The organism is Sphingobacterium sp. UBA865 (assembly GCF_002295765.1).
In the GTDB taxonomy this organism is placed as follows: domain Bacteria; phylum Bacteroidota; class Bacteroidia; order Sphingobacteriales; family Sphingobacteriaceae; genus Sphingobacterium; species Sphingobacterium multivorum.
This window is the reverse complement of the sequence record NZ_DBGB01000015.1, coordinates 50,024-75,992: the sequence shown is the minus strand read 5'-3', so window position 1 is coordinate 75,992 and position 25,969 is coordinate 50,024. Positions and strand designations below refer to the sequence as shown.

The 25,969-nt window shown below is 37.8% G+C and carries 26 protein-coding genes; 7 read left to right on the top strand and 19 right to left on the bottom strand.

The annotated features are described in order from the left end of the window. Positions 1-55 precede the first annotated feature (55 nt). Positions 56-2,824, bottom strand: coding sequence for a TonB-dependent receptor (locus B2O97_RS08470; protein WP_286767253.1), 2,769 nt, complete (start codon positions 2,822-2,824; stop codon positions 56-58). Positions 2,825-3,258: 434 nt separating this feature from the next. Between B2O97_RS08470 and B2O97_RS08465 the strand changes: the two genes are divergently transcribed. From B2O97_RS08465 to B2O97_RS08455, 3 genes are all read left to right on the top strand, one after another. Then, entirely contained in the window at positions 3,259-3,900 is a 642-nt protein-coding gene (locus B2O97_RS08465) for an ABC transporter ATP-binding protein (protein WP_070567298.1), read from the top strand. Between the two features lie 47 nt (positions 3,901-3,947). Continuing rightward, positions 3,948-5,342, top strand: a complete 1,395-nt coding sequence (locus B2O97_RS08460) for an ABC transporter permease (RefSeq protein WP_286767252.1) — start codon at positions 3,948-3,950, stop codon at positions 5,340-5,342. 132 nt (positions 5,343-5,474) lie between these two features. After that, complete coding sequence (locus B2O97_RS08455) at positions 5,475-5,951, top strand: hypothetical protein (protein ID WP_070567302.1); 477 nt, start codon at positions 5,475-5,477, stop codon at positions 5,949-5,951. Positions 5,952-6,035: 84 nt separating this feature from the next. On the opposite strand, the gene B2O97_RS08450 is transcribed toward B2O97_RS08455, so the two are convergent. The 9 genes from B2O97_RS08450 to B2O97_RS08410 form a co-directional block, all read right to left on the bottom strand. After that, positions 6,036-6,752: a 16S rRNA (uracil(1498)-N(3))-methyltransferase gene (locus B2O97_RS08450; RefSeq protein WP_286767251.1), complete on the bottom strand. Its 717-nt coding sequence runs from the start codon at positions 6,750-6,752 to the stop codon at positions 6,036-6,038. Positions 6,753-6,769: 17 nt separating this feature from the next. Next, positions 6,770-8,083 (bottom strand): hemolysin family protein, encoded by a 1,314-nt coding sequence (locus B2O97_RS08445; protein WP_088160665.1) that lies wholly within the window; start codon positions 8,081-8,083, stop codon positions 6,770-6,772. Between the two features lie 8 nt (positions 8,084-8,091). Next, positions 8,092-8,634, bottom strand: coding sequence for an inorganic diphosphatase (locus B2O97_RS08440; protein WP_075991667.1), 543 nt, complete (start codon positions 8,632-8,634; stop codon positions 8,092-8,094). Between the two features lie 8 nt (positions 8,635-8,642). Beyond that, positions 8,643-9,293, bottom strand: a complete 651-nt coding sequence (locus B2O97_RS08435) for a DedA family protein (protein ID WP_075991666.1) — start codon at positions 9,291-9,293, stop codon at positions 8,643-8,645. Between the two features lie 143 nt (positions 9,294-9,436). Further along, the gene (locus tag B2O97_RS08430) at positions 9,437-9,853 is read right to left on the bottom strand and encodes an HIT family protein (RefSeq protein ID WP_075991665.1); all 417 of its coding nucleotides are present in this window, start codon (positions 9,851-9,853) and stop codon (positions 9,437-9,439) included. 238 nt (positions 9,854-10,091) lie between these two features. Further along, complete coding sequence (greA, locus tag B2O97_RS08425) at positions 10,092-10,565, bottom strand: transcription elongation factor GreA (protein WP_046674213.1); 474 nt, start codon at positions 10,563-10,565, stop codon at positions 10,092-10,094. Positions 10,566-10,708: 143 nt separating this feature from the next. Beyond that, positions 10,709-11,407: a response regulator transcription factor gene (locus B2O97_RS08420; RefSeq protein ID WP_046674214.1), complete on the bottom strand. Its 699-nt coding sequence runs from the start codon at positions 11,405-11,407 to the stop codon at positions 10,709-10,711. Positions 11,408-11,422: 15 nt separating this feature from the next. Further along, positions 11,423-13,081: a sensor histidine kinase gene (locus B2O97_RS08415; protein WP_088160664.1), complete on the bottom strand. Its 1,659-nt coding sequence runs from the start codon at positions 13,079-13,081 to the stop codon at positions 11,423-11,425. 12 nt (positions 13,082-13,093) lie between these two features. After that, positions 13,094-14,974, bottom strand: coding sequence for an alpha/beta hydrolase family protein (locus tag B2O97_RS08410; protein WP_112374257.1), 1,881 nt, complete (start codon positions 14,972-14,974; stop codon positions 13,094-13,096). A 177-nt stretch (positions 14,975-15,151) separates the two neighbouring features. Here B2O97_RS08410 and B2O97_RS08405 point away from each other — a divergent pair, with 177 nt between their 5' ends. Then, positions 15,152-15,442, top strand: a complete 291-nt coding sequence (locus tag B2O97_RS08405; protein WP_070567317.1) for a DUF4286 family protein — start codon at positions 15,152-15,154, stop codon at positions 15,440-15,442. A gap of 20 nt (positions 15,443-15,462) precedes the next feature. Here B2O97_RS08405 and B2O97_RS08400 read toward each other — a convergent pair whose 3' ends face one another. The 6 genes from B2O97_RS08400 to B2O97_RS08375 all read right to left on the bottom strand — a co-directional run bounded on the left by B2O97_RS08400 (position 15,463) and on the right by B2O97_RS08375 (position 19,605). Further along, a complete protein-coding gene (locus B2O97_RS08400) occupies positions 15,463-15,813 on the bottom strand; it encodes a DUF983 domain-containing protein (protein ID WP_232475712.1) in 351 nt (116 codons plus the stop codon). A gap of 109 nt (positions 15,814-15,922) precedes the next feature. Beyond that, positions 15,923-16,186, bottom strand: a complete 264-nt coding sequence (locus B2O97_RS08395) for a hypothetical protein (protein ID WP_070567322.1) — start codon at positions 16,184-16,186, stop codon at positions 15,923-15,925. A 27-nt stretch (positions 16,187-16,213) separates the two neighbouring features. Continuing rightward, positions 16,214-16,915 (bottom strand): RluA family pseudouridine synthase, encoded by a 702-nt coding sequence (locus B2O97_RS08390; RefSeq protein ID WP_070567324.1) that lies wholly within the window; start codon positions 16,913-16,915, stop codon positions 16,214-16,216. A 141-nt stretch (positions 16,916-17,056) separates the two neighbouring features. After that, the gene (locus B2O97_RS08385) at positions 17,057-18,061 is read right to left on the bottom strand and encodes an MlaD family protein (protein WP_070567326.1); all 1,005 of its coding nucleotides are present in this window, start codon (positions 18,059-18,061) and stop codon (positions 17,057-17,059) included. Positions 18,062-18,066: 5 nt separating this feature from the next. Continuing rightward, entirely contained in the window at positions 18,067-18,840 is a 774-nt protein-coding gene (locus B2O97_RS08380; protein WP_286767250.1) for an ABC transporter ATP-binding protein, read from the bottom strand. Positions 18,841-18,846: 6 nt separating this feature from the next. Continuing rightward, positions 18,847-19,605 (bottom strand): MlaE family ABC transporter permease, encoded by a 759-nt coding sequence (locus tag B2O97_RS08375; RefSeq protein ID WP_075991659.1) that lies wholly within the window; start codon positions 19,603-19,605, stop codon positions 18,847-18,849. Between the two features lie 256 nt (positions 19,606-19,861). Here B2O97_RS08375 and B2O97_RS08370 point away from each other — a divergent pair, with 256 nt between their 5' ends. The 3 genes from B2O97_RS08370 (at position 19,862) to B2O97_RS08360 (ending at position 23,397) form a co-directional block, all read left to right on the top strand. Continuing rightward, positions 19,862-21,361, top strand: a complete 1,500-nt coding sequence (locus tag B2O97_RS08370; RefSeq protein ID WP_286767249.1) for a DUF6600 domain-containing protein — start codon at positions 19,862-19,864, stop codon at positions 21,359-21,361. A gap of 160 nt (positions 21,362-21,521) precedes the next feature. Beyond that, entirely contained in the window at positions 21,522-22,703 is a 1,182-nt protein-coding gene (gene pncB, locus B2O97_RS08365; protein WP_286767248.1) for a nicotinate phosphoribosyltransferase, read from the top strand. After that, entirely contained in the window at positions 22,696-23,397 is a 702-nt protein-coding gene (locus tag B2O97_RS08360) for a class I SAM-dependent methyltransferase (protein ID WP_286767247.1), read from the top strand. Before pncB ends, B2O97_RS08360 begins: the two co-directional genes overlap by 8 nt. 26 nt (positions 23,398-23,423) lie before the next feature. Here B2O97_RS08360 and B2O97_RS08355 read toward each other — a convergent pair whose 3' ends face one another. The 3 genes from B2O97_RS08355 to B2O97_RS08345 form a co-directional block, all read right to left on the bottom strand. Further along, positions 23,424-24,356: a DUF4097 family beta strand repeat-containing protein gene (locus B2O97_RS08355; RefSeq protein ID WP_070567332.1), complete on the bottom strand. Its 933-nt coding sequence runs from the start codon at positions 24,354-24,356 to the stop codon at positions 23,424-23,426. A gap of 97 nt (positions 24,357-24,453) precedes the next feature. After that, entirely contained in the window at positions 24,454-25,278 is an 825-nt protein-coding gene (locus B2O97_RS08350; protein ID WP_070567335.1) for a hypothetical protein, read from the bottom strand. After that, positions 25,268-25,825 carry an RNA polymerase sigma factor gene (locus tag B2O97_RS08345; protein WP_046674226.1) on the bottom strand — a complete coding sequence of 186 codons (558 nt, stop codon included), beginning with the start codon at positions 25,823-25,825 and terminating at the stop codon, positions 25,268-25,270. The genes B2O97_RS08350 and B2O97_RS08345 overlap by 11 nt, the downstream gene beginning before the upstream one ends. Between the last annotated feature and the right edge of the window lie 144 nt (positions 25,826-25,969).

Genomic DNA, 25,969 nt, shown 5'->3' with positions numbered 1-25,969 from the left:
AAAAATACTTTAGATATGTCCTTATATTTAAAGTAATATTAAGTTTATATTACTATTAAAATGTATAATTAAATGATACTGAATAATTTCCACCGGTCTTATAGCGATATAGAATTTCCTTAGCTTCGTTATCAAAATATACGTTTACAGGATTATTCAAAATATCACCCAAATTAACCTTTACCTCCGCTTTATTCTTCATCAATTTGTAGCCAACTTGCGCATCTAATACATTACGAGGTGCTTCGTAAGCACTCGCAAAGGTAATTCCTCCTGCTTGTGCTATCCGCTTACCAATACGGTTAAAAAGGACATTGACATTCAATTTATTATCCAATGCGCTATGCTGCAATCCTGCATTGATCGTATAGGGAGATTGTCCAACCATAGGTCGAGTTTTCTCTTTATAATCTTGATCAGTTGGATTAGTCACCTTCGAATGCACATAAGAAAGATTTAAATATGCAGTTGTGTTAGAAAACAATTTATTTTCATTGATAAAATCCAATTTCTTTCTTGCCTCTAACTCAGCTCCATATAAAGTTGCTTTTGGTGTATTGAAATAGGAAACATCAACTGTCGAATTCACATCATAGCGAGATGCTTCAATAGCATCTGTAAACTGTTTATAGAATGCAGAGATAGAAAAGATTTCGCCAGCCTTAGGATATATTTCAAATCTCAAATCCGCGTTATTGATTGCGCTTCTTTTTAGTTTTGTATTCCCTGAAATAGTTCCAAATTGCTCGTAATCATAAAAACTAAATGGTGCTAATTCTCGTAACTCTGGACGAGCAATTGTTCTATAATAGGAAGCTCTAAGATTTGTTTTACTATTTAAACTATAAGTCATATTAATTGAAGGCAAAAAGTCTAATTTTGTATCATCAACGTCCTTTTTGTCTGTGTCAATTTGAACATTATAGTTTTCAACACGCAAGCCATACACTACGCGAAACTTATCCATAAACTTTTGGTCCATCATAGCGTAGCCAAATCCTGTCATTGATTTTGCTGTATAGAAATCACCAGGCATTTGAATTTCATCGTATTTAAAATAGTTTTTATCGATCAAATCTGCAGCAAATATTTTATCTGGAGAAAGTTCACGTATTTGATCAGCTAATTTTGAATCCATCTTAATTACATCTAAGACCAGTCCAACAAAACGTGCATCAAAATCACGATGACGATAATTCGCTCCAGCACCGACTTTCAATGTAGTTGGTGCCGATAGAAAATTCATTGGTCTAGCATAGTTTAAGTCACCAGAGAAAACATTTTCATTAAGATCTGAAAACAAACGTGTATTCTCTTTACTAGGACTTGTAATGTTGGCCAAATAAGGAACTGTAGAATCATTTTCTTTGTCAATCGCTTTTGCATAATTGATTTTCATCTGATTCGGTTGATTATTTTTAATGTTGCTATACGATGCTGTCCATTTAATTCTATCATTTAGATCCGAAAGTACATGATCTCCTTCCAAGGTTGACTTGAACAATGATTTTTGCAAAATATCAAAAGCATAGAATTTATTTACTGATGTCGTTCCAAGATGTGTTCCTGTTCGCTCAGTATATAAGTTATCATAATTTCGATTGTACAAGTTCTTCCAAGAGATTTTATTCTTTCCAAAAGAATAACCGAAATTAGCCATTGCCCCCAAATTCGTTGTAAACTTATATTGATTATCTGTATAATCATATTGATACCACTTACGTTCAATATTTGATAGAATATTTTGGGAATTCCGATAATTTACAGAAAATAGCGCACCAAACTTATTGTTATTCTCATATTGCTTTACTCGACCCAAAGAAAATTGATAAGCTTGAGAGGGAAGAGCCTTCTTATTTTCAACAGAGAAATCATTCGACAACGATTTCATCGTTAAACGTTGCCACTTTTGCGATAAACCAGCCGCGAATGCTTCTCGCGAAGGATAATTCTTGGCCAACTGACTAGATCCATCATCAAAACCAAGATAGTTTTGAAAATTCTTCTTGGTTTGCAAAAAGTCTTTAAAAGTTGAGGCTGTGTTATAACCATAGCCTAAACCAAAAGAAACGAAGTTTTGATCAGGAATATCTTTTGTTGTAATCTGTACAGCTCCCCCTGCAAAATCTGCTGGTAAATCTGGAGTAGCTGTTTTTGAGATCGTTATTTTATCAATAAGATTCGAAGGAATAATATCAAATGAAAATGCGCGACGATTGGCTTCTGTACTTGGTAGTACCGAGCCGTCCATCATAGCAACGTTATAACGATCACTCAAACCGCGAACGATGACAAACTTATTATCTTGAATTGTCGTACCACTGACACGACGTAATGCTTCGGATGTATTTTTATCTGGCGATCTTCTAATCTGCTCACTTGAAATACCATCAGAAATCAATGCACTATTTTTTTGTTGCGAATATAATGCACCAATAGATTCTTTCTTAAAAGATCCTGTAACCACAACTTGATCTAACACCTGTCCTTCCGAATTATCAAGAACGATATCCAAATTGGTCAAATCATTCGCTTTAATCTCAACCTCGGTAACTTGCTTCGTCGAGTAACCAATATAAATATATTCTACAGTATATTTACCTGCCGGTAAAGCTGGAATACTGTATTTTCCAGATACATCAGAGCTTCCACCTCTTGATGTTCCTAAAATACGAACAGTTACTCCGGTGATTGTTTCACCAGTTTTACTGTTAGTAATAGTCCCCATTAACTTCCCACTACTTTGTGCATAAACTGTTGTTGATGCAGCTACTACAAGCGTCATGGCAGCAGCGATTCCTTTAAGTTGTAATTGTGGTTTCAATTTATTTGTTTTTTGTTTCTGCAAATCTATTAGCAGAATATTAGATTAACATTAACAACAAATTACCATTACATCAATCAGTTGTTAATTTAATGTTACTTACCTCCTATTTTTCTTGATTTTCAGCAAAAAACAGCTGTTTATCCAATTTATACGAATATTTCCTCCCCTTAATGGGACAACATATTAAAGAAGTGTAATAAAATTATTAAGCACTTAATTTATTAACACAATAAGGTTATTTTTCTAAATTACACTTTAATGAATGCCATTTACGGTCTTATATAGATAAGTGGTACTGCCAGTTGAGAGAGACCGATCATCTTCCATTGCCAACTGTTAACTCACTGCAGTAAATTGCTTTTTATATGCAATNNATTGCATATAAAAAGCAATTTATCTAAGTTTGAATATATTTTCAATTTCTGATCCTCATGAGCACTCCAATCGTATCGACTACACAGTTATCATTTCAGTATCCTAATTCAACGCCAATTGAATTTCCAGATATTCACATCGAGAAAGGTCAGCATACGCTGTTATTAGGGGATTCGGGTTCTGGAAAAACAACGTTACTTAATATATTAGGAGGTTTGTCACGACCAGAGACAGGTCTAGTCAAAATAAATAACCAAGACCTATCCTTATTATCAAACAGCAAATTGGATCAGTTTCGTGCGCAATATATCGGATTTATATTCCAAGAAGCTCACCTCCTAAGAAATTTAACACTTTTGGAAAACATCAAGTTGGCACAGTCTTTAGCAGGGAAAAGAATAGACCTTAATGCAATACATTTCATATTGACGCAACTGCAATTAGATCAAAAAAGTGATGCCTACCCGAACGAATTGAGTCGCGGCCAATTACAACGTGCTGCTATTGCACGCAGCATCATCAATAAACCAGCTCTACTTATTGCTGACGAGCCAACGGCCGCTCTAGATGACAACAATACCTACAGGGTATTAGAATTATTATTATCGATAGCTGACACTGCAGGATCGACTTTATTGATAACAACACACGACAAGAGAATAAAAGATCAGTTCTCCAAAATGTACCTTTTAAAATAATTGTTTTACTTTAATTTACGCGTCACCCTTAGTTTTTAGAATTTGTTATGAACACGATACAATTGGTTTGGAAAAATTTAAGTAGGCAGTTTGGCTCGGTCTTTCTAAGCATGCTGTTAACGGCGTTTGGAATTTCCATCCTTGCCGTGCTTTCAATTACCGGCGAAACTTTTGAAAAGCAGCTTGACAATAACAGTAAAAATATTGATTTGGTTGTTGGAGCCAAAGGAAGCCCCCTTCAATTGATCTTATCAAGTATTTATCATATTGACAATCCAACCGGCAATATCCCACTGGACGAACTGGAACCATTACGCCAAAATCCCCTTGTTCAGCTTGCAGTGCCCCTATCTTTAGGTGACAATTTCAAAGGCCATCGCATTGTTGGAACAGATTCATCTTTCTTAGCTATTTATGAAACAGCAATAACTGAAGGCTGTATCTGGCAAAATAACTTTGAAGTAGTCATTGGTGATCAAGTTGCAAAAAAACAACAGCTCAAAATTGGCGATCAGATCCATAGTTCACATGGCTTGAGCAAAGATGGACATCATCATGACGAACATCCGTTTACCATTGTTGGTATTCTAAAACATAACAATAACGTTACCGATAACTTAATACTAACCAACTTAGAAAGTGTTTGGGATGTACATGGCATTGCACATAAACATGAGCATCAAGAAACAGCAGTAGAGAAAGAATTACGCGAACGCCAAGAAGACCGGGAGGAAACCCTCAAAGCACATCTGCACCATCATGGTGAAGATATAGCAGAAAATTCATCTGCTCCAGCCCAAACGAACGAAAAAGGACATCAGGAGCAGGAAGACCATCATGAGCACGCAGAGGAAGGCATGTTTGTGAAGTCAATAGGTGCCGACATGGTAAAACAGAATGGACTGGAAATAACCGCCATTCTACTAAAATATCAATCGCCTGCAGCGATCGGAATTTTGCCAAAATTGATTGATCAGCAAACAGACATGCAGGCCGCATCTCCCGCCATGGAAAGCACTCGTCTATTCTCGTTATTAGGCGTAGGGATAGATTCTTTATCGATACTCGCTTATGTAATTATGTTTATTGCAGGTTTAAGCGTCTTTATTAATTTATATAACGCATTAAAGCAACGTAAATACGATCTTGCCATCATGCGTACGCTTGGAGCCTCCAAAGGAAAACTCTTTGCCATTGTGCTTCTTGAAGGACTAATCATTACGATTCTTGGTGGGTTAATTGGGCTTATAATGGCACATCTAGCGCTTTACTATATCAGTAATCAGACAAGTCAAAGCGCCGATTTTATAGAGGCTTTTACACTTCATCCTAAAGAACTGATTTTCTTGTTTGTTGCTTGTCTAATAGGTATCTTCGCAGCACTTATTCCGGCGATCAAGGCCTACAGGACAAGTATTTCTGGAACACTATCAAATAAATAAGTTTAACTAAGATTACACAACGACAAAAGATCGCAATAAGAAGAGCAGCTTATCCTCTAGGCAGGAAAACGGAAAATACATTCGAACAGCTTCTCGATACATAACACTCGATACATAACAATAGCATAACACATGAAAAAAACACTGACAGTATTCTTATTTATATTATTCTGTACCATACAGTCCCAAGCCCAAATAGGCAATAATCCGGATGTTCCCGATCATACACCTATGATGAACAAAACTTGGGAAGCAATTGATAAAATGGCTTATAAAGTAACTTATAATGGGGCAAAGAAAGTATATACTCCTTTCTACCCAAAAGAACTTAAAGCGCTTGAAAATAAAATTGTTGAATTACCAGGTTATATGGTTCCTCTTCATAGTGGTCGTAATCATAAAAACTTTATGATGTCTGTATTACCCGTGATGCAATGCCAATTCTGTGGATCCAACGGAATACCACCAATGGTTGAAGTAACATTAAAGGGCAATGCAATAAAATTCTCTGAAGATCCGATTAAATTAAAAGGGAAAATGATCTTTACCAAAGATCCGCTTAAAGGAAATGCTGAAATCCAGATTGTAGATGCAGAACCAATAAAATAAACTAGCGTCTATTATTAAACCATTAAATGGGCTTTGCAGATCTCTCACAGCCCATTTAGTGGGCCAGGGTCCGTCTTTTATCCCCTATCCTCTATTCAGCAGGGAAACTTCCATACAAGCTGCTAAAGCAGCCGTTTCGGTTCTTAAACGCGCTTCTCCCAACGAAATCGGATGAAACCCCATCTGTAGTGCCAAATCAATTTCGTCTTCAGAGAAATCTCCTTCCGGACCAATGAGGATAATATAATGCTGGTCTGGCTCCAAAACCTGGTTTAAATACTTCTTTTCAGCGTCAACACAGTGTGCAATTGCCTTTTGAACACCTTCTTTTGGGATTTCCCTCAAAAACTGTTTAAACGATACTGCTGGATTTAGCTTGGGAAGATAGGCTTTCAACGATTGTTTCATCGCTGCAACAACCACCTTATTTAGACGATCTAATTTCACCTCTTTTCGCTCAGAATGCTCACAGATAACTGGAGTTATTTCTTGAATTCCAACCTCAGTCGCCTTTTCCAAAAACCATTCGATGCGATCAATATTCTTCGTTGGACCAACAGCAATATGCAAATGATATTTTGGCCGCTGAAACTCCTCCTCAACATTTAAGATCGTGATAACAGTACGTTTGGGGTGAGGGTCAATAATTTGAGCTTCGTACAAACCACCGCGACCGTCTATGAGATGTAAACGATCACCAGTATCCATACGAAGCACACGAATAGCATGTTTACTTTCTTCTTCACTAAGGATAAAATTTTCTAATGAAGGGTTTAAATCCGGTGTAAAAAATAACTGCATGTGCTTTCGTTATTGTTTTATTCTTCTGTATCATCATCGGCCGATTCGACCAATTCCAATTTGACAAACTCTATGTTCTGCTGGGCCTTACGGATAATAGTGAATACGTAACCATATTCTTCTTTACGCTCACCGACTTCAGGAATCTTATCAAAGATTTCGCTCACCAGACCGGACATCGTATCGTAATCCTGACTTTCGGGTAATTCTATCGGGAGAAATTCATTCACATCATGAATACTAGCGCCTGCATCGACCATATATTCCGTTTCCGAGATACGTTCGACAACTGGAGTTTCCTCATCGTATTCATCCTGAATCTCACCAACAAGTTCCTCAACAATATCTTCCAGGGTAACCATACCCGCAGTTCCACCAAATTCATCCAATACAATCGCTAACTGTAGACGCTTTTGCTGGAACTCAGCCATTAGATCATTGATCTTCTTCGTCTCAGGAATGAAATAAGGTTTGCGCATGATATTTCTCATGACAACCTCTTTTCCTTTAGCTAAGAGGGGTAAAATATCTTTCGTATGGACAATACCAACGATTTGATCAATATTATCCTCATAAATTGGCAGACGAGAGTACCCTTCTTCAGTCATGGTTTCTATCAGCTCAGAGGCATCAGCCGTGACCTCCACAGCCACAATTTTGGTACGAGGTACCATAATATTCTTAACGATACGTTCGTTAAAATCAAATACATTTTTGATCAACTCGTGCTCAGAAATATCCAGAGCACCAGACTCTTTACCTTTATCCAAAAGATATTGCAACTCTTCAGAAGAGTGCGCAGATTCCCCTTTAGTAACTTCAAATCCTAAAATCTTCAACAGAAAATTAGCGAAACCATTTAAAATCCAAATAAATGGTCTAAAGATAAAGTAGAAAAATTGCAGTGGAACCGCAATTTTCATTGTTGTTGCAACAGGTTTTTGAATCGCAATTGATTTAGGAGCGAGCTCTCCAAATACAATGTGTAACACGGTAATAATCGTAAAAGCCAATATATGACCTGCATTCGTCGCGATTGTACCTGTCAATTCAACACCGAAAAAACCTAGTACCCCCTGCACAATTTGGGTCATTACAGCCTCTCCTACCCAACCTAAGGCCAGTGAAGAAAGTGTAATACCCAATTGTGTAGCGGCCAAATAACCATCCAAATGCTCCGTTATACTTTTGGCTATTGTAGCAACTTTGCTACCTGTTTTTGCCTGAACTTCAATTTGGGAGACTCGGACCTTGACAATAGCAAATTCTGCCGCGACAAAAAAGCCGTTGGCCAATACTAAAAACAATGTCCAAAATATATCGAGCGCCATGCTTGGGGTTATTTGTTAACAAATTCTTTTTTGTACAAATCGATAGCCTCGATCAAGATTCTTTGTGCTTCTTCACGTCCTTTTACACCCTCAACAATGACATGCTTCTTTTCAAGTGCTTTATAACTCTCAAAGAACTGTACAATCTCCTTCATGGTATGCGGAGGTAACTGATCAATATCTTTAATGTAATTAAAAACGGGATCATTTTTAGCTACCGCAATAATTTTATCATCTTGTTCTCCACCATCAACCATATTCATCACACCAATGACCTGTGCTTCAACCAATGTTAATGGTAAAATATCCACTGAACAAATGACCAAAATATCCAAAGGATCTTTGTCATCACAATAAGTCTGTGGGATAAAACCATAATTGGCAGGATAAACGACAGATGAACTCATTACTCTGTCCAAAAGCAACAAACCAGTTTCTTTATCTAATTCATACTTTCCTTTGGATCCGTTTGTAATCTCAATGATAGCATTTACGGCATTTGGAACATTCTCACCTGGAGAAACCATGTGCCAAGGGTTTTGTTTACTCATTTTTTATTTTACTGTATATTTTGTTTGTTTCTTTTATCTTTTATACGCTTTTTTAACAACGTTATTGCAATTGGTAAAAATGCGATCACAATCATACCAACGACAACATATTCTACATAATGTATAATCCAAGGGAACTCAATACCAAGGAAATATCCAGACAGGGTCAATACAAGTACCCAAATGGCAGCTCCGGCAACATTATACAGAACGAACTTCTTAAAATCTAATTTTACAACACCTGCAAAGATAGGTGCAAAAGTACGAACTATTGGAACAAATCTTCCTATAATTAAAGCAGTTCCACCATATTTATGGTAAAATTCTTCGGCCATGACCACATATTTTCGCTTAAAGATGAAACTATCTTTTCGCTTAAACAGCATCGGCCCCGCTCGATAACCAAACCAATACCCTGTAAAATTCCCTAACACTCCCGCTATAAACAAGCCCAAACAAAGCGTGTATATATTAACGTCAATTTTATTTAGCGCGCAAAATAATCCTGCAAGAAATAATAAATAATCCCCAGGTAGAAAAAATCCAAAAAATAGGCCCGTCTCAGCAAATACAATTAAGATAACCAGATAAAACCCTCCTGAACTCAATAGCTCCTCCGGGTTTAATAATTGTTGAAATGACAACAAGAGTTCATGCATAACCTTTAGTAAAAATCAATGTTGCGTTCCTTTTTTAGAACAAATCCTACGCTTATTCTTGTACAAATTTTAAACAGCAAAGTACAAATATAGCATTCTTCTAAAAAACGAACGTAAATCAAGTGTAATATAATCCTTTCTAATTATTGATTTTGAGCAGTTATACTGACGATAGACTCGCGAATAGTAGTCGCAATTTCATGAAGTTCGTCCTCTGCCAAGCTCAATTTAGGTCCAGCAAAGTTTAAATCACTAATTTTATTAATAGGCACCAAATGTATATGTGCGTGAGCCACTTCTAAACCAACAACTGCAACACCAACTTTTACACAGGGAATTACCTTTTTAATACCTTGAGCAACAATCTTAGCAAAGACCCAAAGCGCCATATATTCATCATCTTCTATATCAAAAATGTAATCGGTCTCTTTCTTAGGGATCACAAGAACGTGCCCCTTAGCCAATGGACTGATATCCAAAAAAGCTAGAAAATCATTACTTTCTGCAACTTTGTAAGCTGGGATCTCCCCAGCAACGATTTTTGAAAAAATTGTCGACATATTATTCTAATCTTGGAATAAATCTTTTAAACAATAATTAGCAAAAAACAGACTTTAAAATGCAAAGCCTTCGGTATGTTAGCAATTAAAAATTTAACTGCAGATTTTATCACACCCTGTTTTTCTACTGCCAACAAATATAAACAAAAAAGGTCGCGATTACTATATCACGACCTTCTTAATATAAAGTTAATTTGTGGATGTGCGGTTATGGCATACCGCACATAACCGACATATATTATCTTGAAATCTCTACGATCTCGAATTCAATTTTACCGGCAGGCACTTCAATAACAGCTGTATCACCTTTCGATTTTCCCAACAAACCCTGGGCAATAGGAGATTTAACTGAAATCTTGCCCGACTTCAAATCTGCTTCTGACTCCGCCACCAATTGATAAGTCATTTCAGCACCATTCTTTTTGTTCTTGATCTTAACAATCGATAAGGCCAAAACTTTAGATGTATCCAATTTGGACTCATCAATTAAACGTGCAGTCGCCAATGTATTCTCCAAATTGGCAATTTTAGCTTCGTGAAGCCCCTGAGCTTCTTTAGCTGCATCATACTCTGCATTTTCTGACAAATCTCCTTTGTCTCTAGCCTCTGCAATAGCATTGGCAATTTTAGACCTTCCTTCCGTCTTCAGATAAGCCAATTCTTCTTTAAGCTTACGCAATCCTTCTTCCGTAAAATAAGTTACTTCTGCCATAATTTTATCTTTTTTCTTATTTTCTACTTTTTAAAAAAGAAACAAGACCATATTTCCCTCGTCAGGAAACATGGTCTTGCTTTGAATCTATACGAAGATAATAATTGTTTTCAACAAAACAAATTCTTACCCGTTAAATAAAATTAAATCTCTTCCTCATCAACAAATTTATACCCCAGCCCCCGAACTGTTTGTAGATAATGTGGCTTATCTGGATTTGTTTCGATCTTTTTCCTTAAACGAACCACATGCATATCCAACGTACGTGTGTTGACATTTGAGCTATAACCCCAGACAACCTCCATTAACTCCTCGCGTGTAATCTCCCGGCCTAAGTTTTGTAAAAAATGAAGCAAAATTCGGTTTTCCAAAATGGTCAACTCAACTTTCCTTCCGTCACGTATTAAGGAATGAATATTCGGATGATGTTCCGTTTGGCCAAATTTATATACTTCGGGACTGTTCTTAGGCAAGAAAAATTTCACCTTATTATCGATCATAGCAATAAGCACATCCATATTGAATGGCTTACTAATGTAATCAGTCACACCAAAGCTATAGGCTTCAATTTTGTCCACATCTTGAGACTTCGCTGTCATCATGATAATGATATTCTCAAATCCGGCTTTACGGACATCTTCACAGATTTCGTTGCCTTCTTTTCCTGGAAGCATCCAATCCAACAAAACCACATCGGGTCTCTTTTCCAAGATCAAACTTTCCGCTTCATTCCCATTTCCACTCTGAATGACCTGATAGCCTTCGGATTCCAATCGATGTTTTACCAAGAACCGTAAGTTCTCATCATCTTCAATAACAGCAACAGTGATGTCTTTATTCATATTTAAATTTATTTTTTAAACCGGAAATACCAAGGTAAAGGTGGTCCCCTGTCCCAATTGACTTTTTACTGTAATATCACCGCCTATAAATTCGGTAATCTCTTTACAGAAAGCCAAGCCCAAACCGATACTTCCTTGCTGATTATATTGACTTTTTATTCTATAAAACTTTTTGAAGATGTTGTTAAACTCTGCCTTCTCAATACCTATTCCTTCATCCTTAAAAGTGATAACAAAATTCTTCTTGTTTTGTTGTATCGCAATATCTAAGATTTTATGCCCCGCTTTCGAATATTTATAGGCATTATCGATCATATTTTGAAACACACTACTTAACAGTACCGGATCTGCAAGCATTGATGTCCTTACATCAATTTTTGTGCTAATCTTGAAATCCGCATATTTTATTCTTGACGAAGCTACTAGATTTTCGGTAAATTCCTCCAAATCAACTTCTTCTTTATTTAATTTTATGGTTTTATTTTCGATCTGACTAAAAGACAACAGCTTATTCATCAAGTTATTTAATCGGTCTGCCTCCTGATCTAATATATTTCCATACATTTTCCGCTCTTCATCAGAGAGTACCTGCGCACTCTTAATATTATTTCCAGCAATTTTAATAACACTCACAGGCGTCTTAAACTCGTGGGTAAGATTATTGATGAAATCGTACTGCAATTTAAAAAGTCTTCCGTTAATTTCTAAATTTCTATAAATTAAATATAATATTGCAATCAAAATAATATAAATCAGGGATACCCCTCCCAATACCGGCCAAAAACTGCGATTTATCTCTTTTGACAGAAAACTTTTACTCGACCTAAAAAGAAGTTTGTAGTCTGCTAAGGCTCCAGGTAACGGCATCTCCGTTGAAATCTCGTCATTTTCCGGCGTGATCGGAGCACCAACCAGTGGCACTATTTCTACTTTCTCATAAAGATTTGAATAACTATTTTTTACTTCCAGATACATTGGATCAATCTGAAAATTGAACATATCCTGTTCATATCCGACAGTATGATCCAAATTACCTTCCATAATAGACTTATAGACTATTAAGTCGTTGACCCTTGGAATATTCAGATAGGTAATCTGTCCAGGTCTTATGGTATAAAAAACCTTCAGAATATCCTTATCAGAAAGCTTGGCATTCGGTTGCAATTTATCGATATAAGTTGCCAGCTTCACACCAATATTATTAATCTCTTCGGAATGCAAGCCCATCTGCCCTCGATCCCGAATCGTATTTTTATTCAGGCCAGACCTGGAAACGGTAAAAAAAGTAATGGTTTTCGGTTGAATTCTAAGGTTATTAACAATAAAACCATAGTTCAAGTTATGATCATTATTAAATTGTAAATCAAAAAAACCAATTTCTCTAACGAATGGGTAGGAACTTAATATACTATATGCATATTTTCCCGCCTGGACTGAATCCAAAAAACCTTGATAAAAAGATACTTCAGGAATTCTATTCTGAAAAAAATCATTGAAAGGGACTAAGGTTTGATCAAATATCTCCGATTTCCGATTGGTAAATTCGTTCTTAATATGCGATTCTGTATAATTACGCGAAAGAAAAAGGGCAAATATATACAGACCACTAATCACGATGAAAAACATCAACAATAATCCGTAATTTTTTCGATAGCTATATTTCTCTGCTTTCATAATCTCCCGCCCTTAGTCTACAAGATATTTCGCCAAAAATCGCTCCAACTCATTATAGTAACCAAAGACATTCTCGTCCCGTTTAAAAGTTCTATCCTCGTCCTCTTTTAGGATGTATTGTACGGGAATATTATTATTCTTTAATTTCTGTACAAATTGATTTGCATCTGTTACCGAACTAAACCGATCCTTTCCTCCCTGTACCAATAGCACCGGTATCTTTACTTTATCCGAATGAAATACAGGTGAAATATTTTTAAATAGCTCAGCCTCCCGAATCGGATTCCCAACTACTTGATACATTTTCTGCACATACGATTTAAAATATGGCGGTATATCTCTAAAGTAAGTGAACAGATTGGTATAGCCGGAATAAGACACGGCACATTTATAAAGATCAGAATTAAAACAAGCAGCGTGTAGCGCCGAATAGCCTCCGAAACCTTTCCCTACAATAGCGACACGTTCCCGATCAGCAATTCCTTCTTTAATCAACCATTTTACTCCATCAGTAATATCATCCTGAATCTTCCCGCCCCATTCCTTAAATCCCGCAGTCCAAAACTTCTTACCAAAACCGGTCGATCCCCTATAGTTCATCTGAAAAACCAAATAACCCCTGTTCGCCAAAAACTGCGCTTCGTTATCGAATCCCCAAACCTCCCGTCCGTTAGGTCCATCATGGGGCAATACAACCATAGGCAGATTTTTGCGATTGGAATGAATGGGATAAGTTAAATAACCCGAAATCTGAATGCCATCTCTCGCCGTATAAGTGATATACTCATTTGGAGAAAGTTCTTTGTCTTTTAGATCGGAATTATTATCTGTTAGCTTCGTTAATTTTTGAGTCGAAAAATCATAGAAATAAATCCCGCCCGGGTTTACGTCCGTATAGGTTTTGATAATGACCTTGTTCCCCGAAATATCAGTATTCAATACCTGAAACTCAAAGCCATCAATCTGCTTCGACAATTGATCATATTTCTTTTTGGTAGCCTCATCAAAAAAATGTCTGTTCTGTCTTGATGTGCTATAATTGACAAATAACAGCTTATTCTGTTCAGTGAAATACCCCCCAGGGCTCACGTCAACATCTTTATGACTATATAGCTCGCCCAGCTCTTTTTGGTTTACTAAATCATAACTTACCAAGGCCAGTTTATCCCGGTCTATATTGGATAAAGCATAAATGATGGCATTTGAACTATCCTTATAACCCAGTGGAGTAAAACTACTTTCAACATCACATCGTATAATCTCTTTAAATGGTTCTTTTTCTGAACTTCTATAGAGCACAGATTGCTGTACAGAATCGTTGGCCACAGCCAATCGTACCTGCCCATCATTAGATACAACCCAGGAGCTCATATTTCCCGGATTCTGTAAAACCAATTCCCGAGGCCTCCCGTCTAAATAGATACGATAAAGGTCAAAAAAAGAAGAGTCTCTATCGTTGATTCCCGCTATAAAACTATCACCTCCGGTCGCCATAGCATGAATCCATCGAAACCGACCTCGTACCGGTTTAATCAATGGCCAAATCTTTTCTGTGTTGATGTCCACAGCATATAAACGTAAACTGTCCTGCGAAGATTGTTCCGTCAAAAAGGAAATTTTTGAATCATTGTTCCAAGCGAAGGATTTTACATTAATATCATTTTGATAAGTAAGCTGTTTGGAACTATCCTTATTGATCAAATCTATTAAATAGATATTTTTGCAATGATTATCTAAGCCAATGTAAGCGATAAATCGACCATTTGGAGAAATCTTAAAATTTGATTTTTCAGGTGTAGAAAAAAATTGATTTATTGGAATAAGATCAACACTATGTCGTTGACACCCCAACATGATCATGGCAGAAAAAAACAAACCTATCCAAAATTTCATCCTCATAATCCCAAATACATCCTTATCATTTATTCCAAATATTGCAATTAAATACGGAATTGCATGAAATGCAACCTTATTTTTACAAGATATAGTAATTAAATGTAATATTCAAACTTATCTCGGTTCTGTCCTTTAGAATCTTTTTTATCGCAGAAAAATAGCGTATTTTTGCATATGTTTTTATACAATGTCTCCGTTATAGCAGAAGAAACAATCCATCAAGAGGTCGTTTCATGGATTCAGGATAATATCGTGCAATCCCAAAAATTTCAAGTGCATTTTCTGGAAATGCTACAGTCTCCACACGAAGGTATGACCTACTGCATTCAAGTTATACTCCCTACAGAAGACCATATAGCAGATTTTCAGCAAGTGCATCTAATTCCATTACAACAACTCATTTCGGAAGTATATAAAGACAAGGTGTTCCTTTTCGACAGTACCATGAAGTATCTAAAAAAATAAAAGAGCTCTGTAGAGCTCTTTTATTTTTTTATTTCATTAATATCGTTACCATCTTCTTCAAAGTTCTTATTATTCTTTTCACCTATCTCTGCCGCCAATTCATAGCGCGGATCATAACTGATTTTTGGCGTTAAAAAATGAAGTAAAATCAAACGGGCATATCTAAAATTAAAAGGTGCGAAGACCAAAATGGTTACAGCTAGACCAATCAGATAAGACCAAGGAGACTCGCTTCCTGTCAAAATTGCGATAGCAACAGATACAGTAACAATCTCAGCGACAGACAAAGCATAACTCACATACATGGCAGCATAGAAATACCCCGGCTCAACCTCGTACTTGACACCACAATAAGGGCAAGTATCATTCATATGCTGCTTATGTAAACTGTATACCTTTCCTACAAATACATTACCAATATGACACTTCGGACATTTGGAATGTATCATTGCATGGAATTTGGATGTGGGCATTAAGAATCTATTTTATTTCGTTTAAAAATTTCTTTGTTACGGGGTTCTTCTTGCGGTATTTTTTATACCATAAATAACCAAGGCCCGCCGCGGCTAGATAAGGTATTACCAATAGAAACAAAATACCGTCATTCAGACCTCTTCCTTGCATATTTCCTTCCTTCGTAGAATTCTCAGCGTTCAATGTACACATCGCACACTGTCCGTACGAAACAGACACAGCCGAGCAGCTTAAGGTAAATATTAGGAGTAAATATTTAAACCATTTCATAGCACAAAGGTACTGAAATTTTAACGATTAGCGTGCCAAAGATTCAAATTTATCCCAAAAGCCATCTTTCGGCAAAGAAGCGATCAATTCCATCTTATCCTTTTTTATTGGATGCGTAAAGGTCAATGAACGAGAATGTAAACAAATACTGCCCAAAGAACTGCCTCTTGGATATCCATACTTATTATCACCAACAATAGGACATCCCATCGCTGCAAGTTGCGCACGAATCTGATGTGTACGACCTGTTAAAGGCTCTACGCGCAGCAAATAGAATCCATTCAACTCACCCACCAAGGTATAATCCAACTCGGCATAACTTCCGCCTTTCACCTCGCGTGGAAAGGCCTTTGTTACCCTTGTTTGTCTATTCCGAACCAACCAATTGATAAGTTTCCCCTCAGTTTTTCGCGGACGCTGTCTAACGATTGCCAAATAGGTCTTTTTCACATGTCTATCCTGAAAAAATTTATTCATTCGCTCTAGCGCCTTGCTTGTTTTGGCGAACAAAATCATACCACTAACAGGTCTATCTAATCGATGAATAACACCAACAAATGCTTCATTTGGCTTATCATATTTCTTTTTCAAATATACTTTCACCATATCTTCTAAAGATAGGTCTCCTGTTTCATCCACCTGCACAATATCCCCGGCTTTCTTATTTATAGCGATGAGATGATTGTCTTCGTAAATGACGTCTTTATCGGTTATTTCGCTGTGATTCATTTCTTTCAAATATAAAAGGGTTATCCAAATACTATACAGTGCTAAGACCTGTTGAGTTGGATCCCATAATGACGCTATTATTTATTAAAAAAGGCCCTACGCAAGCGTACAGCCTTTCCTTATGTTCTTTTTTAACACAACTTACTTTGCAGTGTCCGCTTTAAGCAACTCAGCTTTTTTCGCATCCTCCTTCATCTTCTTTTTAAAGAAACCACGCAACAAGAAATTATGCTGCAATGCCTCCATATTCTCGTCCAGTTTGGATGTGCTCGAATTTAAATTATTGATTGCCGATTTAATTTGATTTGCCGATGCCGGGTCATTCAATAACACACCCACCGCATTATCTTTATCATTCAATCGACTTGAAGCATTATTCAAATTGTTTATCAATGCATTTGCTGTCTGAGAAACTCCTTGCAACTGCGCTGCAGACTGACGCAGGTTAGAGAATATAGCGGTATCAGTCGTTAAATCATGAATCAAGCCCTTATTGCTATTTAAAGAGTTTGTCAAGGTAACCAAATTAGCAGATGCTTTATTCGCATTATTCATTGCAGCACTGATTGACAATAATGTAGCACGCAATGTATTAACCATAGAAGTATCGGTCAACATCGCTCCAACCATTCCTTTTCCGTCGGCCAATCCACGTGATATTTCTACAAAGTCAGTCGTAATCTTTGCTAAGTTCTCATTATTTACCTGCAATGTTTCCATCATTGCTTCCATGTCCGCAGTCTTCGCCGAACGCAAGAAATCACCTGTCTCCACTGTTGGCGCATTTTGTGACCCTCCAGAAATCACTACGATCTTGTTACCAATCAAACCGTCCGAGCCCAATTTTGTTACAGCATCTTTACGAATATATTCAGCAGATTTCTCCTCGATTGTCAATACCACCTCAACATCCTGCACGCTTTTAAAATGTATATTCTTAATGATCCCTACCTTAACCCCAGAAAACCACACATTACTCCCCACTTTCAATCCAGCGACATCGGGAAATGAAGTCGTAATTTCGATATTTCTAGTAAATTTCTTTTGCTGGCTACCCAAAATAAAAATACCAGCTAAAAGAATCAATACGCCTAAAAAAACAAAAATACCGACAATGATTGCTCTTTTATTTTCTGCCTTACTCATGTATATTATAGAATAAAATTATAATTATAAAACGCTCTTACACGTGCGTCATCTGTATCAAAAATCTCTTCAAAAGACCCCTGTCTTTCAAACTTGCCATCCAACAACATTACAATACGGTCTCCCACCTCTTTCGCACAAGCTAAATCATGCGTAATAATAATTGATGCTGTTTTATACCTCTCCTGAACCTCATTAATCAATCCATTAATCTCCAAACAAGTGATCGGATCTAGTCCTGCTGTTGGTTCATCGTACATCATGATTTCAGGTCTAAGAATCAGTGTGCGCGCAATACCAATTCGTTTACGTTGTCCACCCGACAACTCCGATGGCATCTGATTGATAGCTTGCGAAAGCCCTACTCCATCCAAAACCTCTTCTACAGCAAAGTTGATCTCCGAACGTGTTAAGTTCCGTTTATTTCGAACCAATGGAAATTCCAAATTTTCGCGCACAGTCATACTATCATAAAGCGCACTATTCTGAAAAGAAAACCCTATTTTTAAGCGTAATTCACGCAGTTCGCGATCATTTAATTCAAGAACTGACTCTCCCAAAACATTGATCGTCCCCTCATCCGGTCTTAATAAACCAGAAATCAATTTGATCAACACGGATTTCCCTGTTCCAGAACGTCCAAGCACAACGAGATTTTCTTCTTTATATAAATCCAGGTTGACACCACGTAGGACGTGATTATCACCGAAAGACTTGCTAACATCCCTAATTTCAATGACCGGCTTCGAATGGTCGATGGTTGATTTAATCTTTTCCATAGCTCGCTATCCAAAGAACGATAAAACTTGAACAATAATTATTTCCTCAATAAATACAAGGAACATCGAAGCTACAACGGCAGCATTGGCTGCCTTACCCACACCTTCAGTCCCCTTTGAAGAAAAATAACCGCAATAACAACTTACAGCTCCAATAGTAAAACCAAATATAACCGCACGCAAAACCATAGCACCTAAATCCTTAAATGCTATCGTCTCAAATACTTGCGTAAAAAAACTCAAAAAGCTTAAGTCGTCTTTACTCATCATACTTAGGTAACCGCCTAAAAGACCTATACCCGCTACATAAAAACATAGTACAGGAATCCCAATAGTTGTAGCTAATATTCTACTTACAATAAGATACTTATATGGATTAGTTCCCGAAACTTCCATGGCATCGATTTGCTCCGTGACATTCATCGAACTTAGTTCCGCACCGATTTGCGAGCCCACTTTACCCGAAGCTATTAAAGCTGTCACCAGCGGTGCAAGAGCACGAACAATAGCAATCGAAATAAGCGAAGGCAACATCGAAGTCGCCCCGAATTCTTCCAAAGAAGGACGCGATTGTTTTGTAAAGACAAATCCAACAATAAACCCCGTTAAACTGATCAAAGGCAAAGATTTGTAGCCTATTTCATAGCACTGGCGGACAATTTCTTTAAATTCATAGGGTGGAGTTACCAATTCGCGCCAAAACCGTAGCAAAAAACGGTGAATGTTTGCGAATTCTAGAAAAAAAGTCTGAAGTTTTTTAGCCATTTAAATGATGTCTATTTCAAATTAATGTGTCATAAAACACGTCTTATGCTGAACAAACACGTAGCAATTCGAGCGGTAAAGGTAAATAAAAAATATGTATCTAAAATTGTCGTTTATGTAAAAAGATCATCAATTTGACTTTTATATAAAAAAAATCAGATTTCCAGTGTACCGATTAAACCATTTTATACGTTATGCTGTCATAATAACAAAGACAATACAATAGAGTTTTGTCACACTTTTAAATATTACAGTCATGAAAAATTTAGGCAACATAAAATATTGGGTACTTGGTTTTATAGGTATCGCTTCTTTTTCAAGTTGCGCGACTTCGATGGCCCAACGGGGTGGATATAATGGTTATAACAATTATAACAATGCTGGAGTTTCGTTCCAGATGTTCTATGATCAACTCTCCCCTTACGGACAATGGGTTAATGATCCCAATTATGGTTATGTCTGGATTCCGGACGTTGGCCCGAACTTCCAGCCTTATGCAACCAATGGTTATTGGACAATGACCGACTATGGTAATACCTGGGTATCCAACTATGACTGGGGTTGGGCTCCATTTCACTATGGTCGCTGGAACTACAATGACCGTTATGGATGGGGATGGGTTCCTGACTATGAATGGGGGCCAGCATGGGTAAATTGGCGTCAAAGTAACGACTACTACGGTTGGGCACCAATGGGCCCGGGCATGAGTATAAATGTATCTGTTAATATTCCAATGAACTTTTGGACATTTGTGGGAGTCAATCACTTTATGAATAGGGATATGGATAGATATTATGTTAATCGAAGAAATTACAATAATATCTATAACAGAACCACCATTATCAACAATACAACGATAATTAACAACAACTATTATGTTGGTGGCCCTCGAAGATCTGACATCGAACGTTCGACAGGAAGAAGCGTAACAGTTAATAGAATCGCAAATGCCGATCGACCTGGATCTGCCCGCAGTAGCAGCAATCGTAGTAATGAAATCAGTATGTACCGTCCAAATGTAGACCGTAATACAAGATCTTCTGCACGTCCTACAAATGTCGTGGATGCATCTACCCGAACACGTAATAACAATAGTGAGATTTCAGATCGTACCAATCGTGTTATCAGCAATCGAGACAACATCGATTCAAGATCAGGAAGTCGTGAGTTATATATCGATAACAGTGGAAATGCTTCTGTAAGGTCTCGTAATGATGCCAACAGCGGTGGCTCGAGTCGTAGTTCAAATAATAATACGAGAAGCAGCGACAATGGAACTGTAAATAGAAATACGAACGGTACACAACCTAATTCGAATAACTATGATTTTAGAACACGATCAGGTCGCCAATCGGATGCTTCAAACAATAACAACCCTACATCTACCAGTAGAAATAGACAAAATGGCTCCGTTGATAATAATGGTGTTGTAAACGGCAGAAGTACAGACTACAATAGAAACACAGATTATAATTCACGTTCGCGATCAAATGCAAGCAGCTCTAATCAGACTGTGCCTCCACGAGTAGTTCAACCGACAACAACGCCACAACGAAATGGAAATTATGATGGCAGCAGAACCCGTTCGAGCCAACCGGTATCGCAACCAACTCAAAATCGGAGCTACGAAAACACAAGAAGTAGATCAAATACAGACAATTCATCGTCCGTATCGCGATCAAGGTCTTCAGAAAGCTCCGGTGAACGTAGCTCTGGACGTTCTTCACAAGGATCAGAAAGATCTAGAACAAGATAATGACAGCCGAGTAAAATAATAATTCATATCTGGCGGGTAAAATGAAAAATTTTATCCGCCTTTTATATGCATGTCTTTTTATATTTATCATGAACAATCCATACATTTTCACGTTAATTAGTAAATTTACCGCTTCAAACAAAAAAACAGATCGATAAAGATGGCTTCATTTACCTCTATATTAGATAATGACTTTTACAAATTCACCATGCAGCATGCTGTGGTTAAGTTGTTTCCAAAGGCCAAGGCACGTTATCATTTTATTAACCGGGGACATCATAAATTTCCCGATGGTTTTGACGTGCTCCTGAAGGAAGCCGTCAATGAGATGGCTAATTTGAAGTTAACAAAAGCAGAAAAGGCATTTTTTGCCAGAACATGTCCTTATATAGACCCAACCTATTTTGACTTTCTTCAAGGTTATCGCTACGATCCCGAAGAGATCAAAATATTCCAGGATGGCCCCGACCTTGAAGTCATTATCGAAGGGTACTGGTACCGTACTATTCTTTGGGAGGTTCCGTTGATGTCGCTCATATGTGAACTTTTTTATGAATCCCAAGGTCTACAACGTGCCTCGGATGCAGAAGTAATCGCCACAGCCAAAGATAAAATCGAAAAATATAAAAAACTCAATATCACAATTGCTGATTTTGGCACGCGCAGACGTCATTCTTATGAAGTCCACGATTTGGTCGTTCGCACACTGAAGCAATACGGCGAAAAAACATTTATAGGCACCAGCAATGTACATTTAGCAATGAAATATGAGACGAAACCAATCGGCACACATGCCCATGAATGGTTTATGTTCCACGCTGCCAAATACGGATATAAAATGGCGAATCTCCTTGGCCTTGAACATTGGTCTGATGTCTACCGGGGTGACCTCGGAATAGCACTATCGGACACCTATACGACGGAAGTCTTCTTTCAGCAGTTTGACAAAAAATTAACCAAATTATTTGATGGAGTCCGACACGACAGTGGAGATCCACTTGAATTTACAGATAAGGTCATCGCACATTATAAGAAGAATGGAATCGATCCCCTCTCCAAAACAATTATATTCTCGGATGGACTGGACTATGAGAAAGTCGAAAGAATCGCGAGCTACTGTGAGGGAAAAATCTTGCATTCCTTTGGCGTTGGCACCAATTTCACCAATGATGTCGGTCTTAAACCCATGAATATCGTCATTAAGATGACCGACGCTTTGCCAGAAGATGATCAATGGACCCCGGTCATCAAACTATCTGACGAACCCATGAAACATACGGGAGATGAAGACTCCATATATATAGCAAAAAAAGTACTAATGATTGATGATGACAATGCATAGAGACGTATACGGTGAAGCTTTAGATGATTATTTCGTACATCAAGAAGAAAAATTTCCTTTAGTACTCCACACGAGTTATGGCGACCGAGACGAAATGCCGGTCGAGATTTTCTTTCATGAACCTGATGATTTCCCTGAACTAGAATTTATTGGTCTATCCTTATGTGATGGACGTGTACTGGATGTTGGAGCTGGAGTTGGCAGCCATAGCCTTTATCTACAAGAAAAAGGTTTTGAAGTAGATGCACTGGAACTCTCGCAGACCGCCTGCCATATTATGCAACAACGCGGGGTACAACATATTATCTGCGAAGATTTCTATAAATTCGAAGGCCAAAAATACGATACACTTTTGCTTTTGATGAACGGAATAGGCCTTGCTGGCGACGTAGATGGCTTTCGAAAACTATTACAGCATAGCAAAGAATTATTGACTGAAAATGGCCAACTGATTTTTGACTCTTCAGATATCAGTTATCTGTACAAAGATTATAACATCAAAAAACCAGCGCATTATTTTGGGGAAATTCAATATCAATACGAATACAAAGGCAAAAAAGGAAACCTGTTCAAATGGCTCTACTTAGATCAGGATTTGTTGATTAAAATTTCGCACGAAATGGGCTGGGTTGTCCAAATTTTGTATGAAGATGAGAATGATCAATACCTCGTCCGCATGGAACTAAAAAAATAGCCTGTTATTCTAACAGGCTATTTTTTTTATTTCTGTGTTCTTATGTAAATATCTCCCATGGATGTTTTTAAGATAACATCCTGTCCACCACCATTCATTTTGCCTTTCACCGCATTTCCCATTGGCGTTGACTTCGGCTCTTCAGACTGTTTCTCAAACTGAAACTCGTCTGCTGCATAGATGTTCCCCATGGCTGATTTCACATCCACATTAGCACCAAAATTCTTTGGAAAGGCCACATCTACGGCCCCCATTGCTGCGACCAAAGAAATCGGTCCTTTAACAGGTTGAACAAATTTGGCCGTTACATCTCCCTGTGCAACCTTGACATTGATCGGCCCCGTCACGTTCAATAAATTCACATTCCCCATTGTACTAGCAACTTCGACCTCAGCCCGGATATCTTTTAATTCGATTTCCCCAGCATTAAACATCGCTCCACGACCGCCTTTGATCGTCACAGGCAGATCCATCGGTATCCTGATACGAATAGAATCTTCTAAGGGCATCCCTACCATACTTATTTCAGTCACCCCACCTTCTGTTTTGATATTCATACCAAGCCCTGAATTATCCGATAAGCCCGAGCCATTGATCACACGTAGGCCTTTGGCGCGGTCATTTTCTTCACTTTCCTCCACTTTGGCCGTAATCAGCACGTCTTTTCCCTTATACCCTTCGATATAAACATTATCCAATTTTAATAGGAGCTTATTCCCCAAGTTGGGCACTTTAATTTCTTTCCAGCTTTTCGGCCCATTGGAACGGCCGAATCCAGCAGAACTGTAGGTAAAATTATGATTATTACTGACAACAACTCCTGACACCGCTCTAGCCTTTTTAGGAGGATTAGGAGGTTTTGGCGCAGCAACTCCTTCAACATTTTCATTTACCTGGGCCTGCAATGCGCTTGCAAAGATCAGTGCGACCCCAATCATCATTATCCTTATCTTTTTCATTTCGTTTTAGTTTTACTTTATTATGTGTCAAATAATGCATTTTAAGCTTTTTCATTGATTAACATACACAATCCGACTTCCAACTTAATATATTCCGTTATTGATTTAATAATACTGCATAGGCCTGCTCCTTCACAAATTTCAGGGTAAAGGGATCTTCGACAATTTCATTTAACTTTTCCTTTGTCGTCGCCTTCATCGTCGGATCCGCCTGTTGGGCCATCATTTGCATCAGTTCCATTTGTAAAGTGGGATCATTTTGCTCCACAAAAAAGTCCTGAACCTTTTGTTGACGTTCTTCCGGACTAAGTCCATTTAATACCGTTTCAATTGCAGCCATGCGTACATTACTGCTTTGATCTGATACAGCAGTCTTTTCTAAAGCTCCCCTACTATTCCCATCTAAGCTTCCCCCATCTTTCATCGCCAAGACAGCACTTAACCGCGTACTCGCAGAACTGGAATCTTGAAGCATCTGAACATAATCCATTCTCCCTTCCTTTTCGTGATGAGCAGCTTCGGATACGCTTACTTTTGCCAATTGTTTTCCTTTGCCTTCGACACCAGCTATTGCGTTAACCCGAGCTGAATTCTTTTGGCTATCAGAAACAATATCCATCAGGCCAGCATGATGATCCACATTTGTATCTCCAGTACTTTTCTGAACAGTAACCGGATGTACTGCAACCACAGGTTTTTCTACCGCTAATTCATGATGTTGGTCAAAAGCAATAAAGGTTGCTGTCCCAACTAACAATGCTGCTGCCGCAATACTTGCCCATTTCCATAAAGGCTTAATCTTTCTTTCCTGAACAGTGGGGACTACTTGTGGCCTAATTTTATTCCATAAGTCAGCCGAAGGTTCTCTCTGATCAAATGCCTCCCGATTAGCGTTCACAAAATCTTTTAAATTATCCCGCATAATTATACCTTTCCTTCAATTGTTCGTAAATTTTCTTTTTAGCACGGTGGTATTGGCTACGTACAGCAACTGCTGTCATCCCCAATGTTTCCGCAACTTCATCATGGCTCATATTTTCAAACAGATAAAGATTGACCACCATCTTAGGTACACCGGTCAGTTGATCGATCACATTTTCCAAATCTGTCAAACGACATTCACGCCACTCTTTTTCCAGCAATTCGTCTTCGCCATCATCCTGAATTTCCAGATCATCCACCGGCGTAAAATATTGCTTATTCTTCCGTAATAATGAGATTGCCTTATTCACCCCCATTCTTCTCAACCAGGCCTCCACACTAAGCACTAAATGCCATTTATCTGATCTTGCAAAAAAATCAACAAAGGTTTCCTGTAAAATATCTTCACTTTCTTCCTGATTCGACAAAACCCGATAAATAGAATTAAAAATCTTTTTTGCATACCGATGATAGAGCTGCGCAAAGCCAGACTCGTTGCCCGTTTGGCACATCGCTAATAATTCCTTATCGCTAAGCTGATTTTGCACGTTCTAAAATTAATACTGTTAATTCTTATGTTTCTACTATGTAGTCGGGCCCCTGTTGAAAATGTTGCAATATAATTTTATTTTTTTTCTAAAATAATGCTATTATCGCATAAAAGCCTTTTAAAGGGCCTCCCAGCAAACAAA

Coding starts and splice junctions, on each gene's coding strand:
- B2O97_RS08405 (WP_070567317.1), top strand. CDS start 15,152: ATGTTTTTATACAATGTCTCCGTTATAGCAGAAGAAACAATCCATCAA.
- B2O97_RS08410 (WP_112374257.1), bottom strand. CDS start 14,974: ATGAAATTTTGGATAGGTTTGTTTTTTTCTGCCATGATCATGTTGGGG.
- B2O97_RS08390 (WP_070567324.1), bottom strand. CDS start 16,915: ATGAATCACAGCGAAATAACCGATAAAGACGTCATTTACGAAGACAAT.
- B2O97_RS08450 (WP_286767251.1), bottom strand. CDS start 6,752: ATGCAGTTATTTTTTACACCGGATTTAAACCCTTCATTAGAAAATTTT.
- pncB (WP_286767248.1), top strand. CDS start 21,522: ATGGCTTCATTTACCTCTATATTAGATAATGACTTTTACAAATTCACC.
- B2O97_RS08360 (WP_286767247.1), top strand. CDS start 22,696: ATGCATAGAGACGTATACGGTGAAGCTTTAGATGATTATTTCGTACAT.
- B2O97_RS08435 (WP_075991666.1), bottom strand. CDS start 9,293: ATGCATGAACTCTTGTTGTCATTTCAACAATTATTAAACCCGGAGGAG.
- B2O97_RS08430 (WP_075991665.1), bottom strand. CDS start 9,853: ATGTCGACAATTTTTTCAAAAATCGTTGCTGGGGAGATCCCAGCTTAC.
- B2O97_RS08455 (WP_070567302.1), top strand. CDS start 5,475: ATGAAAAAAACACTGACAGTATTCTTATTTATATTATTCTGTACCATA.
- B2O97_RS08465 (WP_070567298.1), top strand. CDS start 3,259: ATGAGCACTCCAATCGTATCGACTACACAGTTATCATTTCAGTATCCT.
- greA (WP_046674213.1), bottom strand. CDS start 10,565: ATGGCAGAAGTAACTTATTTTACGGAAGAAGGATTGCGTAAGCTTAAA.
- B2O97_RS08460 (WP_286767252.1), top strand. CDS start 3,948: ATGAACACGATACAATTGGTTTGGAAAAATTTAAGTAGGCAGTTTGGC.
- B2O97_RS08375 (WP_075991659.1), bottom strand. CDS start 19,605: ATGGCTAAAAAACTTCAGACTTTTTTTCTAGAATTCGCAAACATTCAC.
- B2O97_RS08445 (WP_088160665.1), bottom strand. CDS start 8,083: ATGGCGCTCGATATATTTTGGACATTGTTTTTAGTATTGGCCAACGGC.
- B2O97_RS08385 (WP_070567326.1), bottom strand. CDS start 18,061: ATGAGTAAGGCAGAAAATAAAAGAGCAATCATTGTCGGTATTTTTGTT.
- B2O97_RS08370 (WP_286767249.1), top strand. CDS start 19,862: ATGAAAAATTTAGGCAACATAAAATATTGGGTACTTGGTTTTATAGGT.
- B2O97_RS08350 (WP_070567335.1), bottom strand. CDS start 25,278: ATGCGGGATAATTTAAAAGATTTTGTGAACGCTAATCGGGAGGCATTT.
- B2O97_RS08420 (WP_046674214.1), bottom strand. CDS start 11,407: ATGAATAAAGACATCACTGTTGCTGTTATTGAAGATGATGAGAACTTA.
- B2O97_RS08395 (WP_070567322.1), bottom strand. CDS start 16,186: ATGAAATGGTTTAAATATTTACTCCTAATATTTACCTTAAGCTGCTCG.
- B2O97_RS08440 (WP_075991667.1), bottom strand. CDS start 8,634: ATGAGTAAACAAAACCCTTGGCACATGGTTTCTCCAGGTGAGAATGTT.
- B2O97_RS08355 (WP_070567332.1), bottom strand. CDS start 24,356: ATGAAAAAGATAAGGATAATGATGATTGGGGTCGCACTGATCTTTGCA.
- B2O97_RS08380 (WP_286767250.1), bottom strand. CDS start 18,840: ATGGAAAAGATTAAATCAACCATCGACCATTCGAAGCCGGTCATTGAA.
- B2O97_RS08400 (WP_232475712.1), bottom strand. CDS start 15,813: ATGAATGATACTTGCCCTTATTGTGGTGTCAAGTACGAGGTTGAGCCG.
- B2O97_RS08415 (WP_088160664.1), bottom strand. CDS start 13,081: ATGAAAGCAGAGAAATATAGCTATCGAAAAAATTACGGATTATTGTTG.